The organism is Streptomyces sp. NPDC051183 (assembly GCF_040682455.1).
Classification (GTDB): domain Bacteria; phylum Actinomycetota; class Actinomycetes; order Streptomycetales; family Streptomycetaceae; genus Streptomyces.
Genome location: NZ_JBFBBA010000005.1, coordinates 70,801 through 83,018, shown reverse-complemented (window position 1 = coordinate 83,018; position 12,218 = coordinate 70,801). Strand labels below are relative to the sequence as shown.

12 protein-coding genes are annotated in these 12,218 nt (G+C 71.7%); 4 read left to right on the top strand and 8 right to left on the bottom strand.

The window, feature by feature from the left end:
• The first annotated feature begins 16 nt into the window (after positions 1-16).
• The 3 genes from AB0M99_RS06020 to AB0M99_RS06010 all read left to right on the top strand — a co-directional run bounded on the left by AB0M99_RS06020 (position 17) and on the right by AB0M99_RS06010 (position 3,271).
• Complete coding sequence (locus tag AB0M99_RS06020; protein ID WP_365917453.1) at positions 17-1,456, top strand: gamma-aminobutyraldehyde dehydrogenase; 1,440 nt, start codon at positions 17-19, stop codon at positions 1,454-1,456.
• A gap of 72 nt (positions 1,457-1,528) precedes the next feature.
• Complete coding sequence (locus AB0M99_RS06015) at positions 1,529-2,707, top strand: spermidine/putrescine ABC transporter substrate-binding protein (RefSeq protein WP_365917452.1); 1,179 nt, start codon at positions 1,529-1,531, stop codon at positions 2,705-2,707.
• Positions 2,708-2,806: 99 nt separating this feature from the next.
• Positions 2,807-3,271 carry a hypothetical protein gene (locus tag AB0M99_RS06010; RefSeq protein WP_365917451.1) on the top strand — a complete coding sequence of 155 codons (465 nt, stop codon included), beginning with the start codon at positions 2,807-2,809 and terminating at the stop codon, positions 3,269-3,271.
• A gap of 3 nt (positions 3,272-3,274) precedes the next feature.
• Here the strand turns inward: AB0M99_RS06010 and AB0M99_RS06005 are convergent, their stop codons facing one another.
• The 5 genes from AB0M99_RS06005 to AB0M99_RS05985 all read right to left on the bottom strand — a co-directional run bounded on the left by AB0M99_RS06005 (position 3,275) and on the right by AB0M99_RS05985 (position 8,341).
• Complete coding sequence (locus AB0M99_RS06005) at positions 3,275-4,492, bottom strand: serine hydrolase domain-containing protein (protein WP_365917450.1); 1,218 nt, start codon at positions 4,490-4,492, stop codon at positions 3,275-3,277.
• A gap of 144 nt (positions 4,493-4,636) precedes the next feature.
• Positions 4,637-5,317: a response regulator transcription factor gene (locus AB0M99_RS06000; RefSeq protein WP_365917449.1), complete on the bottom strand. Its 681-nt coding sequence runs from the start codon at positions 5,315-5,317 to the stop codon at positions 4,637-4,639.
• Positions 5,314-6,591, bottom strand: a complete 1,278-nt coding sequence (locus tag AB0M99_RS05995) for a histidine kinase (protein ID WP_365917448.1) — start codon at positions 6,589-6,591, stop codon at positions 5,314-5,316. The genes AB0M99_RS06000 and AB0M99_RS05995 overlap by 4 nt, the downstream gene beginning before the upstream one ends.
• Positions 6,588-7,286 (bottom strand): glycerophosphodiester phosphodiesterase, encoded by a 699-nt coding sequence (locus tag AB0M99_RS05990; protein ID WP_365917447.1) that lies wholly within the window; start codon positions 7,284-7,286, stop codon positions 6,588-6,590. Before AB0M99_RS05990 ends, AB0M99_RS05995 begins: the two co-directional genes overlap by 4 nt.
• Before the next feature lie 29 nt (positions 7,287-7,315).
• Positions 7,316-8,341, bottom strand: a complete 1,026-nt coding sequence (locus tag AB0M99_RS05985; protein WP_365917446.1) for an adenosine deaminase — start codon at positions 8,339-8,341, stop codon at positions 7,316-7,318.
• Between the two features lie 109 nt (positions 8,342-8,450).
• On the opposite strand from AB0M99_RS05985, the gene AB0M99_RS05980 reads away from it, so the two are divergent.
• Positions 8,451-9,131: a DUF4190 domain-containing protein gene (locus AB0M99_RS05980; protein ID WP_365917445.1), complete on the top strand. Its 681-nt coding sequence runs from the start codon at positions 8,451-8,453 to the stop codon at positions 9,129-9,131.
• A gap of 30 nt (positions 9,132-9,161) precedes the next feature.
• Here the strand turns inward: AB0M99_RS05980 and AB0M99_RS05975 are convergent, their stop codons facing one another.
• The 3 genes from AB0M99_RS05975 to AB0M99_RS05965 all read right to left on the bottom strand — a co-directional run bounded on the left by AB0M99_RS05975 (position 9,162) and on the right by AB0M99_RS05965 (position 12,198).
• Positions 9,162-10,772: a TROVE domain-containing protein gene (locus tag AB0M99_RS05975; protein WP_365917444.1), complete on the bottom strand. Its 1,611-nt coding sequence runs from the start codon at positions 10,770-10,772 to the stop codon at positions 9,162-9,164.
• Positions 10,773-11,233: 461 nt separating this feature from the next.
• Positions 11,234-11,647 (bottom strand): NUDIX domain-containing protein, encoded by a 414-nt coding sequence (locus tag AB0M99_RS05970; RefSeq protein WP_365917443.1) that lies wholly within the window; start codon positions 11,645-11,647, stop codon positions 11,234-11,236.
• The gene (locus AB0M99_RS05965) at positions 11,644-12,198 is read right to left on the bottom strand and encodes an NADAR family protein (RefSeq protein WP_365917442.1); all 555 of its coding nucleotides are present in this window, start codon (positions 12,196-12,198) and stop codon (positions 11,644-11,646) included. The genes AB0M99_RS05970 and AB0M99_RS05965 overlap by 4 nt, the downstream gene beginning before the upstream one ends.
• Between the last annotated feature and the right edge of the window lie 20 nt (positions 12,199-12,218).

The window sequence follows — 12,218 nt, the reverse complement described above, 5'->3', positions numbered from 1 at the left end:
CAGGAGTGTGGCTGGAGTGACCAGCGAACTGCGTCGTCTGCGTAACTACATCGGCGGGGAGTTCAAGGACGCCGCCGACGGGCGGACCACCGAGGTGGTCAACCCCGCGACCGGCGAGGCGTACGCCACCGCCCCGCTCTCCGGCCAGGCCGATGTGGACGCGGCCATGGCCGCCGCCGCGGCCGCCTTCCCGGGCTGGCGCGACACCACCCCCTCCGAGCGCCAGAAGGCCCTGCTCAAGATCGCGGACGCCTTCGAGGCGCGCGCGGACGAGCTCGTCGCCGCGGAGTCGGAGAACACCGGCAAGCCGCTGGGCCTCACGGCCAGCGAGGAGCTGCCGCCGATGGTGGACCAGATCCGCTTCTTCGCCGGCGCCGCGCGTCTGCTGGAGGGCCGCTCGGCCGGCGAGTACATGGAGGGGATGACCTCGATCATCCGCCGTGAGCCGGTCGGCGTCTGCGCCCAGGTCGCGCCGTGGAACTACCCGATGATGATGGCCGTGTGGAAGTTCGCCCCGGCCATCGCCGCGGGCAACACCGTGGTCCTCAAGCCCTCGGACACCACCCCGGCCTCCACCGTCCTGATGGCGGAGATCATCGACTCGGTCCTGCCCAAGGGCGTCTTCAACGTCATCTGCGGTGACCGCGAGACCGGCAAGGCCATGGTCGAGCACTCCACCCCGGCGATGGCCTCCATCACCGGCTCGGTGCGCGCGGGCATGCAGGTCGCCGAGAGCGCCTCGAAGGACGTCAAGCGCGTCCACCTGGAGCTCGGCGGCAAGGCCCCGGTCGTGGTCTTCGAGGACGCCGACATCGCCAAGGCCGTCGAGGACATCGCGGTCGCGGGCTACTTCAACGCCGGCCAGGACTGCACCGCCGCCACGCGCGTGCTCGTGCACGAGTCCATCCACGACGAGTTCGTGACCGCGCTGGCCAAGGCCGCCGCCGACACCAAGACCGGCCAGCCGGACGACGAGGACGTGCTGTACGGCCCGCTGAACAACCCGAACCAGCTCAAGCAGGTCGCGGGCTTCATCGAGCGCCTCCCCGCCCACGCCAAGGTCGAGGCGGGCGGCCACCAGGTCGGCGAGAAGGGCTACTTCTACGCCCCGACCGTGGTCTCCGGCCTCAAGCAGGACGACGAGATCATCCAGAACGAGGTCTTCGGACCCGTCATCACCGTCCAGTCCTTCACGGACGAGGCCCAGGCCCTGGAGTACGCGAACGGCGTCGAGTTCGCCCTCGCCTCCTCCGTGTGGACCAAGGACCACGGCCGCGCGATGCGGATGTCCAGGAACCTCGACTTCGGCTGCGTGTGGATCAACACCCACATCCCGCTCGTCGCCGAGATGCCCCACGGCGGCTTCAAGAAGTCCGGCTACGGCAAGGACCTCTCCGCCTACGGCTTCGAGGACTACACCCGCATCAAGCACGTGATGACCTCGCTCGACGGCTGATCCGCCCGAACGGGGCGGGCAGTAGACAACATGTCTATTGCCCGCCCCTTCGCGTTCGCCGAGGCTTTGGCCATGCCTGAACTCGCCTTCTCCCGCCGCTCGGCGATCCGCGGCCTCGGCGCCGCGGGCCTGCTGGCCGCCCTCGCCGGCTGCGGCGTGCCCGCCGCCTACGTGCCCGAGGGCCGGCGGGAGGGCCCGGACCGCTCCGAGCGGGACCGGAGCATCTCCTTCTCCAACTGGCCGCTCTACATCGACACCGACGACGAGGACGAGAGTCGCCGGCCGACGCTGGACGCCTTCTCGGAGAAGACCGGCATCGAGATCCGGTACACCGAGGACATCAACGACAACGACGAGTTCTTCGGCAAGGTCAGCCCGGCCCTGATGAACCGCCAGGAGACCGGCCACGACCTGTTCGTGGTCAGTGACTGGATGGCCGCCCGGTTCGTCCATCTGGGCTGGGCCCAGAAGATGAACCGCTCGGCGCAGCCCAACGTGGCCAAGTACCTCGATCCCCAGCTGCGTTCCCCCGCCTTCGACGAGGGCCGGCTGCACACCGTGCCCTGGCAGTCGGGGATCACCGGCATCGCCTACAACCGCAAGGCGCTCGGCCGCGAGATCAGGTCCGTGGGCGACCTGTGGCACCCGGACCTGGCCGGCAAGGTCACCCTCTTCTCCGGTCTCGACGAGTCCTTCTCCCTGCTCATGCAGGGCGACGGGGTGGACGTCACGCGGTGGACCGGGTCCGACTTCCACCGGATGTGCGACCGCGTGGAGAGCATGGTGAAGAAGAAGCACATCCGCCGCTTCACCGGCAACGACTACACCTCCGATCTCAGCAAGGGCGACGTCCTGGCCTGTCAGGCCTACTCCGGCGACGCGATCCAGCTCCAGGCCGACAACCCCGACATCGAGTTCGTCGTCCCCGAGGAGGGGGCCGAGCTGTGGGCGGAGAGCCTGCTCGTCCCCAACCTCGCCCGGCACAAGGCCAACGCCGAGAGTCTGATCGACCACTACTACGCGCCGGAGGTGGCCGCGGAGCTCGCCGCCTCCGTCAACTACGTCTGCCCGGTCCCGGCAGCCCGTGAGGTCCTGGCCGGATCCGACGACAAGGAGACCGCCGCCCTCGCCGAGAACCCGCTGATCTTCCCCGACGGCGAGATGCGCAAGCGCCTCGTCGTCTCACGGGACATCTCCACGGCCGAGCGGCCCTCCTTCGCCAAGCGCTGGAACGCCATCGTCGGCCTCTGACGCGTGCGGACACCCGCGATGATCACGGTCCGGCCACAGAGTTGAACATGTTCAGAGATTCGACTGAACGTGTTCAAGAATCCGCGTACGCTTCCTTCCATGAGCGAGAGAAGCGCCCTTGAGCGGCGGATCCGTGCCTGGCTGACCCTGTTCCTCGTCTGCCTGGTGCTCAGTGGACTCACCGCCTTCCCCCTGGTCAGTGAGCTCCACTGGGCCAACGCCCTGGTGGACAACGAGTGGCTGCGACGCGTGGGCGACGGGCTGGACAGGGCCGATGCGGAGTACCCCTTCCTGCTGTACGGCACCGACTGGCTCGCCTTCGCCCACCTGGTGATCGCCGTCTTCTTCTACGGAGTCCACCGCGACCCCGTACGCAACATCTGGATCGTCGAAGCCGGCATGATCGCCTGCGCCGGAGTGATCCCGCTGGCCCTGATATGCGGGCCCATCCGCGAGATCCCCATCTGGTGGAGCCTCATCGACATGTCCTTCGGCGTCTTCGGAGTGATCCCCCTCCTGGTCCTGCGCCGCATGATCAAGCGCCTGGAGGCGCTGCCCGCCTGAGCGCTACTTCGCGAAGGCCGCCATCACGATGCCCAGGGCCACCGGGTTCATGTCCTCCCCCTTGGCGTTCGTCGAGTTGACCGAGTAGACCAGGGTGCGCGAGAGATCACGGGTCGCGCCTATCGCGGTGTTGTAACCGTGCCGGCCTCCCGTCTTCCCCCAGGCGACCGTGCCGTCCGGCAGGACGAGCCGGGACAGTCCCGCCGTCAGCGTCGCGGCCTTGCCGCCCGCGAAGTTCTTCACATCGGGCACCGTGAACATCTCCTCCAGCTGCGCCTCCGGCACGATCCGCCCGCCGAACAGGGCCATCGTGAACCGCTCCAGATCGGCGGTCGTCGAGATGATGTCGCCGGCCGCCCACCGGTCCGAGGAGTTCCACTCGGTCACATCGCGCAGCTCGGTCGAGCCGTCGGCCTTCGCCACCGCCTGGTAGCCGCGGTTGTGCGGCCCGTGGATCTTCGTCTGAGTCCGGCCGGGGAACGAGGTGTGGCGCAGCCCCAGCGGCGCCAGGATCCGCCGGCCCACCGCCTCCTCGTAGGCCGTGCCCGTCACCTTCTCGATCAGCACGCCCAGGACCGTGTAGTTGATGTTGAGGTAGTGCTGCGCGGCCCCCGGCGCGAACTCCGGCCGCTTCGCGAAGGCGTTGGCGAGCTGGTCGCGCGGATCGGTCACATCGAAGCGGTGCTCCCACTGCGCCTCGAACGAGTCGCCCGGGCCGTCCGCCGCCGGTATGCCGCTGGTGTAGTTGAGCAGTTGCCGGACGGTGACGGCGCCGTAGGCCTCGGGCACGGTCCCCGGCAGGTACTGCCGGACCGGCCCGTTCAGGTCCACCCGGCCCTCGGCCGCGAGTTGCAGCACCACCGCCGCGGTGAAGGTCTTGGTCACCGACCCCGCCCGGAACCGGCCCTGCTCGACGGCCTCCCGGCCGCTGCGGATGTCCGCGACGCCCGAACTGCCCCTCCAGGAGCCGCTCGTACCGCCCACGCGGACCAGAGCGGCCGTCGCGTCCTTGTTCCCCGCCCCGAGGCCGGCGATCGCCCCCTCCAGAGCCGCGGCGTTCGGCGGCGTGGCGACGGCGGGCGCGGCGGCCCCGCCCGAAGCTGCCGCGGACACCGCCGCGGATGCCCCGGCGGCCGGGGAGGCCTGGGCGGTGACCGCCGGTCCGGAGACGACGCCCAGGACCAGAGCCGCGGCGATCAGTGTGCGCGTACGTGCCTTCATGGTGCTCCCCCTGTGAGACCCCGGGGCCCTGCTGCCCCGATGACCTCAATGCTCCTGGTCAGAGGGGTAGTTGCGGATCACCATCAAGAGTGGTCTTCACCGGTACGACTACTCACTACCCAGAGGGAGCCGACACGCCCCTTCTCACTCCCCAGAGGGAGTACCCGCAGCGATCAAGCCCGTCTCGTAGGCGCAGATCACCGCCTGGATCCGGTCCCGCAGCCCCAGCTTCGCCAGCACGTTCCCCACGTGCGACTTCACCGTGTGCTCGCTCACCACGAGCGCGGCCGCGATCTCCGCGTTCGACAGCCCCCGCCCCAGGTGCAGCAGCGTCTCCCGCTCCCGCGCCGTCAGGACCGCCAGCCGCTCCGCCGACAGCGCCTGCCCGGCCGTCGGCCGCGCCGTCGCCGCCGTGTACTCCTCGATCACCCGCCGCGCCACCGAAGGCGCCAGCAGGGACTCGCCCGCCGCCACGACCCGTACCGCATGAACCAGATCGTCCCGCCGCACGTCCTTGAGCAGGAACCCGCTCGCTCCCGCGTGCAGCGCCTCGTACACGTACTCGTCCGAGTCGAAGGTCGTCAGCATCACCGTCCGGCAGGCAGTCTCCGCCGAGATCGTGCGGCAGGCCTCGATCCCGTCCAGCACCGGCATCCGGATGTCCAGCAGCGCCACGTCCGGCCGCAGCGCGCGGACCGCCTCGACGGCCGCCGCCCCGTCCCCGACCTCCGCCACGACCTCGATGTCGTCCTGGACGTCCAGGATCATCGCGAACCCGCTGCGCACCAGCTCCTGGTCATCGGCCACCACCACACGGATCGTCAACTCCCCACCTCCAGCGGCGAGGCTACAAGGACGGCGCGCACCTCGAAGCCGCCACCCGGCCCGGGCCCGCAGACCGCCGTGCCGCCGTGCGCCGCGGCCCGCTCCCGGATCCCGATCAGCCCGTGCCCGCCCTGCCCACTCGGACCGCCCTGCCCACTCGGACCGCCCTGCCCACTCGGACCGCCCTGCCCACTCGGACCGCCCTGCCCACTCGGACCGCCCTGCCCACTCCGGCCGCCCTGCCCGTCCCGGGCCGCCGGCCCCCGCCCGTCGTCGGTCACCGTGATCGTCAGGTCCCGCGCCGTGTGGTGGAGCCGCACCGCCACGCGCCGGGCCTCCGCGTGCTTCACCACGTTCGTCAGCGCCTCCTGCACGATCCGGTACGCGGTCGTGTCCACCGCCGCCGACAGCGCCCGCACCCGGCCCGTCTCCTCGTAGGAGATCTCCGGCCCGCCCAGTCGTACCCGGTCCAGCAGCGCCGGCAGCCCCGCGATCCCCGGCTGCGGCTCGCGCGGTGCGGGACCGTCCTCCCGCAGCACGCCCAGCATGCCCCGCAGCTGCGCCATCGCCTCCCGGCCCGTGTCCGCGATCGCGTCGAAGGCGGCTTCGGCCCGCTCCGGGGCCCGCCGCACCGCCACCGGACCGGCCTCCGCCTGCACGATCATGATGCTGACCGCGTGCGAGAGGATGTCGTGCATCTCCCGCGCGATCCGCGCCCGTTCCCGCGCGGCCGCCTGCTCCGCCTCTATCCGGTTGGCCCGCTCCAGATGCGCCGCCCGGTCCAGGGCGGCCGAGGTGTACGCCTGCCGGGTGTACTGCAGCCGGCCCAGCGCGTAGGCCGCGGCGGAGACGAAGAGCGTGAAGAGCAGTTCGCGCGCCGTCCCCGTGTTCCAGCCCACCGACAGGGCCACCACCGCGGCCGAGAGCAGCCCCACGCCGACCCGGACCCGGGCCGTGCACTGCAGTGCCACGGTGTAGAAGGCGATGAGGCCCGCGTACGGCAGCGGCTGCCCCGGCCCGTCCAGGGTCATCTTGTACGCGCCGCCGACGGCCAGGACGGCGGCCAGCACCGCCACCGGAGCCCGGCGCCGCCAGACCAGCGGCAGCACTCCGAGCGTGGTCGCCCCGTACGAGGCCCAGTCCGCGGGCGGCAGCTCGGCCGAACGGGGCACCACGAAGGGCATGGTGACGGCCAGTTGGACCAGCAGCGTCAGCCCGAGGTCCTGCCACCGCGCACCGGCGCGGCGGATCCGCTCGCCGAAGGTGCGTATCACCGCCCGTACTCGGCCCGCACGGCGGTCAGCGCGTCCACCCGGTTCGTGGTCACGGAGTCCACCCCGGCCGCGACGAGCGCGCGCATCGCGCGCTTGGTGTCGGGGGTCCAGGCCGACACGCGCAGCCCGTCGCGGTGGACCGCGTCCACCAGCTCGCGGCTGACCAGCCCGAAGCGGTAGTTCAGCCAGGTCGGGGCGACCGCGTCGATGAGCACCCGGCGGGGCGGCGACAGCGTGGTCCAGGTCAGGGCGATCTCCGCGCCCGGATCGGCGGCGCGCACCGCCAGCATGCTGTTCGGCCCCGCGCAGTAGTACGCGCGCTCGCGCGCCCCGCACTCGCGGACCTGGCCGACGACCGTACGCACGGCCTCGTGCGTCGCGCCCGGCAGGTCGATCATCACCCGGCCCGCGCCGGCGGCCATCAGGGCCTCGCGCAGGGTCGGCACCCCGCCCTCCGTCAGCTCCTTGAGCTGCGGGGCCGTGACGGCGTCGATCCGCACGTCATGGCCCCACAGCCGCTGCAGCGTGTCGTCGTGGAGCAGGACGGCCGTCCCGTCGCGGGTCAGCCGTACGTCGATCTCGACCGCGTCCGCCCCGCGGGCGAAGGCGGAGCGGATCGAGGCCAGGGTGTTCTCACGGACACGGTAGGGATCGCCGCGGTGCCCGACGGCAGTCAGAGTGCGCATGCGCCCCATTCTCGGGGGCGGCGGCGATCAGGGGGAGTTCAGCGCGCGAGCCACTGGTCGGTGTACGCGTCGATCTCCTCGGTGAGCTTCGCCTTGCCGGCCGGGTCCAGGAAGGAGGCCTCGACGGCGTTCTTCGCGAGCGCGGCGAGACCGCGCTCGTCGAGGTCGAGGAGGCGGGCGGCCACCGCGTACTCGTTGTTCAGGTCGGTGCCGAACATCGGCGGGTCGTCGCTGTTGATGGTGACGAGCACGCCGGCCTGCACCATCTCCTTGACGGGGTGCAGGTCGAGGTCGCTCACCGCGCGCGTGGCGATGTTCGAGGTCGGGCAGACCTCCAGCACGATGCGGTGCTCCGCGAGGTACGCGAGGAGCTCCGGGTCCTGGGTGGCGCTGGTGCCGTGGCCGATGCGGACGGCGCCCAGCTCGCGGACGGCGTCCCAGACGGTCTCGGGGCCGGTGGTCTCGCCCGCGTGCGGCACGCTGTGCAGGCCGGCGGCGCGGGCGGCGTCGAAGTACGGCTTGAACTGCGGGCGCGGTACGCCGATCTCGGGACCGCCGAGGCCGAAGGAGACCAGGCCCTCGGGGCGCAGGTCCACGGCGAGGCGGGTGGTCTCGGCGGCGGCTTCCAGGCCGGCCTCGCCGGGGATGTCGAAGCACCAGCGCAGGATGACGCCCAGTTCGGCCTCGGCGGCCTTGCGGGCGTCCTCGATGGCCGCCATGAAGGCGTGCTCGTCGATGCCGCGGCGGGTGGAGGAGTACGGGGTGATGGTCAGTTCGGCGTAGCGGATGTTCTGCCGGGCCATGTCACGGGCGACCTCGAAGGTCAGGGTGCGCACGTCGTCCGGAGTGCGGATCAGGTCGACGACGGAGAGGTAGACCTCGATGAAGTGCGCGAAGTCGGTGAAGGTGAAGTAGTCGGCGATGGCCTCGGGGTCGGTGGGGACCTTCGAGTCGGGGTGGCGGGAGGCGAGTTCGGCCACGATGCGCGGGGAGGCGGAGCCGACGTGGTGGACGTGCAGTTCGGCCTTGGGCAGCCCCGCGATGAAGGGGTGCAGGTCGGTCATGGAAGTGCCTCCGGGGGACGCTGGTGCGGGCAGTTCGGCAATCATCGTAGGCAGGACCTCGGCTGTCGGCGGCACGCCTTAGCATGGCTGTACGAGAGGGGGGCGCCGCATGACCGATCAGAGCCCTGAGCCGAGGGACCCGTGGGCTCCGCCGGAGCAGGCGGCCGTGGACCTGGGCAAGGACCGCGCCGCGACGGGCGCGCCGGGGGACCGGCCCGCGCCGTCCGTGCACGAGCAGCAGACAATGGCCGGAATGCCGGGGGTGCAGACGCCGGCGCCCGGATCCGGACCCGGACCCGCCCCGGTCACCCAGTCCATGACCCCGCCCGCGTACGGGTACCCGGCCCAGCCGGACCCGGCGGCGTACGCGTACCCCGGACCGCCGCCCGCCCCGCAGGGGTACGGGTACCAGGGCCAGCCCGGTTACGCGGCGTACCCGGGCCAGGCCCCGTACGGGCCCTACGGGCCGCAGCCGAGCAACGGCTTCGGCACCGCCGCGCTCGTCCTCGGCATCATCTCGGTGGTCGCGTGCATCACCAGCTTCTTCGCGATCGCGATCGGCATCGCCGCGGTCGTCTTCGGCGCCCTGGGCCGGGGCAAGGCCAACCGCGGCGAGTCCACCAACGGCGGGATGGCGCTGGCCGGCATCATCCTGGGCGCCGTCGGCATCGTCCTGGGCGGTCTCATGCTGGTGATAGCGATATTCGGCTTCCTGAGCTCGGAGGCGAACTCGGACGAGGACGCGGGGTACGACCCGCCCTCCAGCTCGCAGTTCCGGGAGAAGGTCTAGAGCGCAGGGCAGTCCGACCCCGGGCACCCGTCAGACCCGGTCCGTCCAGGGCCAGTCGGCGTCCTGACCGTTCTCGATCAGGGGCACCATGCGGAACGCGGCGTCCGTCAGGCCGCCGAAGGTGTGGCGGAAGGCGGTGCCGGCGGGCGCGTGGCCCACCCGGTAGCCGGCCAGGTTCCAGGTGTACACCGGGACCGTGTCCGGTACCAGGGCCGTCGGGTCGCCGCCCGAGTGGTAGGAGGCCTGCTCGTCGGTGACGATCAGGACCCGGTCGTGCTGCTTGTAGTGCTTGCGCACGGCCTCCGACGTGTAGGTGCCCCCGAGGTCCTCGAAACGCTCCAGCACCTTCAGCACGGACTCGCCCCGGCGGTACGGCACGGCCTTGCTGCCGGTGCCGAACTGCACCAGGTCCGCGTTCTCGGCGCGCAGCGCGAGCGCCGTGCCGAAGACTGCCGCCGCGTCCGCGCGGTTGAGCTGGGAGCGCTCCGACAGCGGGGACCACATCGACCCGGACCGGTCCACGAGCACCAGCGTGCGGCCGGGCAGCGCCGGCACGTTGGCCAGCGAGTGGCCGAGCGCCTGCTCCAGCGGGTACGCCCAGCGCAGCGAGGGCGCGTGCTGGTAGGCGGCCAGGTAGCGGAAGGGGAACTGCCGGGACCGCGCGACGACCTCGGGATCACTGACCTTGGCCGCCACCTGCGCGGCCACCTCGTCCGAGACCCCGGCCTGGTCGAAGTTGCGCAGGTTGCGCAGCAGCGCCATCGCACCCATGGACGGGATGACCGCCTCCCAGGCGGCCGCGTCCATCGGGCCCTGGAGCCAGCCGGCCAGCGCCTCCCAGGTCATCCCCGCCTCGGCGAGCCGTTCGGCGCCGTCCTTGGCGGTGACCACGGCCCGGCGCCGCGCCACCGGCAGCTCCATCAGCGCCCGGTGGGCGACGAGGGTGCGGTTGCCGGCCGGGGGCTCGGCGGTCTCCGGGTTGTGCCGGCGGTCGAGGGCGTGACGGAACAGCTCGCCCTGCCAGGCCTTGGCCGGGTCGGGGGAGGCGTGCACGAGGTTGAGGACGTCGCCGAAGCGGTATCCCTTCGAGGCCGTGTCGTACTTCAGCAGCGAGGTGCCGGAGTAGAGCCGGCGCACGGCGTCCGCGATCCCGCGCTTGACCGGCTTGGGCACGTTGCGCCCGTAGGTGGCCGTCCAGTACGCGAGCAGCTCACCGGGCTCGTCCGCGCGCCGCAGTACGGAGTCCACGACCTGCCGGTTGGAGGGCCCGCCGGTGGCGCCCGCGTCGAGCCGGGCCTTGACGTACTCGGCCGCGCCGACGAGCGAGGCGGTACGCATGTTGCCGTCGCCCCGCAGCCAGCCCAGCAGGCCCGCGGTCCACTCCGGGTCCTCGACGGCGAGCGTGCGCACGAGGGCGGCGAACCGGTCGTCGCGGGCCTCGCCGCTCTCGTACGCGGTGCGCTGGGACACGAAGTTGGCGACGGCCAGCAGGAAGAGCTCCGAGCGCGGGTCGCGCACGAAGCCGCTGCTGCCGTGGTGGTTGGCGGCCCGGCGGCCGGTGGACCGTACGGGCGAGGCGGCCTGGGCGGACGCGACCGGTGCGGGCGCGGCCTTGGACCGGCGCAGGTTGAAACGAGCCATGTGAATCCCCCCGAATTCAAGGAAGAGCGGGGGAGGCGGGACGTGCGGGATCGCCCGAGATCGGAAGTCGGAGACGGACTTGTGTCAGCTGCTCTCACCGGACTGAGCTACCGGCCGTGGCCGGGCGGGATTCGAACCCGCGACCCGCTGATCCGGAGAAGTAACCGTCGCCTGCGCACCGGGCGCCCCGCACGCGGCCTCCCGAGATCAAGGTGGCGGCGGCCTGGGTTTCTTTGCAAAAGAAGGAGCCGCAGCCTGCGCACCGGGAGGTGCGTGAAACAGGTGTCCAGAGATCGAAGCCGGCGAAACCGACAAGGTGCTCTACCGACTGAGCTACATCGGCCCGAAGCCGATGACGGGACTCGAACCCGCGGCCGCCCCATTGACAGTGGAAGTAGGTCTCGCCTTCGCACCTGGACGAGTCCCACCTTAGGCGGCCGCTTTCGGCGACCGCCAAGCAATTAAACGGCGGCCGCCGACAACAGCGTGGGCACCATCACCGATTCGCCGTCGGTGCCGCGCGACAGCGGGACCCAGATCAGCCCCACCATGCGCGGGCAGTCGCACTCCAGGTCGGGATCGACTCCCAGCCGCGGCTCGCCCTCCGCCACCTCCACGCGGTAGCAGGAGGTCCAGCCCGAGGGGTACGGCGCCTCGTACGCGTACCGCACCCCCAGGGCCCGCAGGCCGGTCTCCTCCGCCACCTCGCGCCGGACCCCGTCCTCGGGCAGCTCGCCCTCCTCCAGCCCGCCGCCGGGCAGGGTCCAGTACTCCGGCCCGTCGTGCCGGCCGGTGGGCCCCTTGTCCCGCTCGCGGACCATGAGCACGCAGCCGTCCCGGAGGATCACGGCCGCCACCCGGCGCCGCTCCGTCATGCGGCGCCCTCGCGCAGCTGCTCCCGGGCCTCCATCAGCGCGAAGCCCAGCAGGTTCAGCCCGCGCCAGCGGGCCGGGTCCAGGGCCCGCTCGTCGTCGGCCGCCAGACCGATGCCCCAGATCCGGTCCAGCGGGCTGGCCTCCACCAGTACCCGGCTCCCCGTGGACAGCAGGTACGAGCGCAGCGCCGGGTCGGACGCGAACTTGTGCACGCTGCCCTCCACCACCAGGGCGAACCGCTCCCGCTCCCATATCGCGTCGTCGAAGCCGCGCACCAGCCGCCCGGCCTTCTTCGCGGCCGCCGGACTGCTGGCCTCCAGCGCGGCCCGCTCCGCCTCCGGGTCTTCGAACAGCCGGGCCTTTCCGGCCATCATCCAGTGCTCGGCCGTGGCGTACCGGACATCACCCACAGTGAAAGCGGACGGCCACCACTGGCTGAGGCAGCTCGGTCCGAGCGTCCCGTCGGGTCGCGGCCGGTGTCCCCAGAACGGCAGGAACTTCACCCGCTCACCACGGTTGACCTGCTTGATCAGCTTGTCGATCATCTCCATGCACGCGAGTCTGGCAGTCG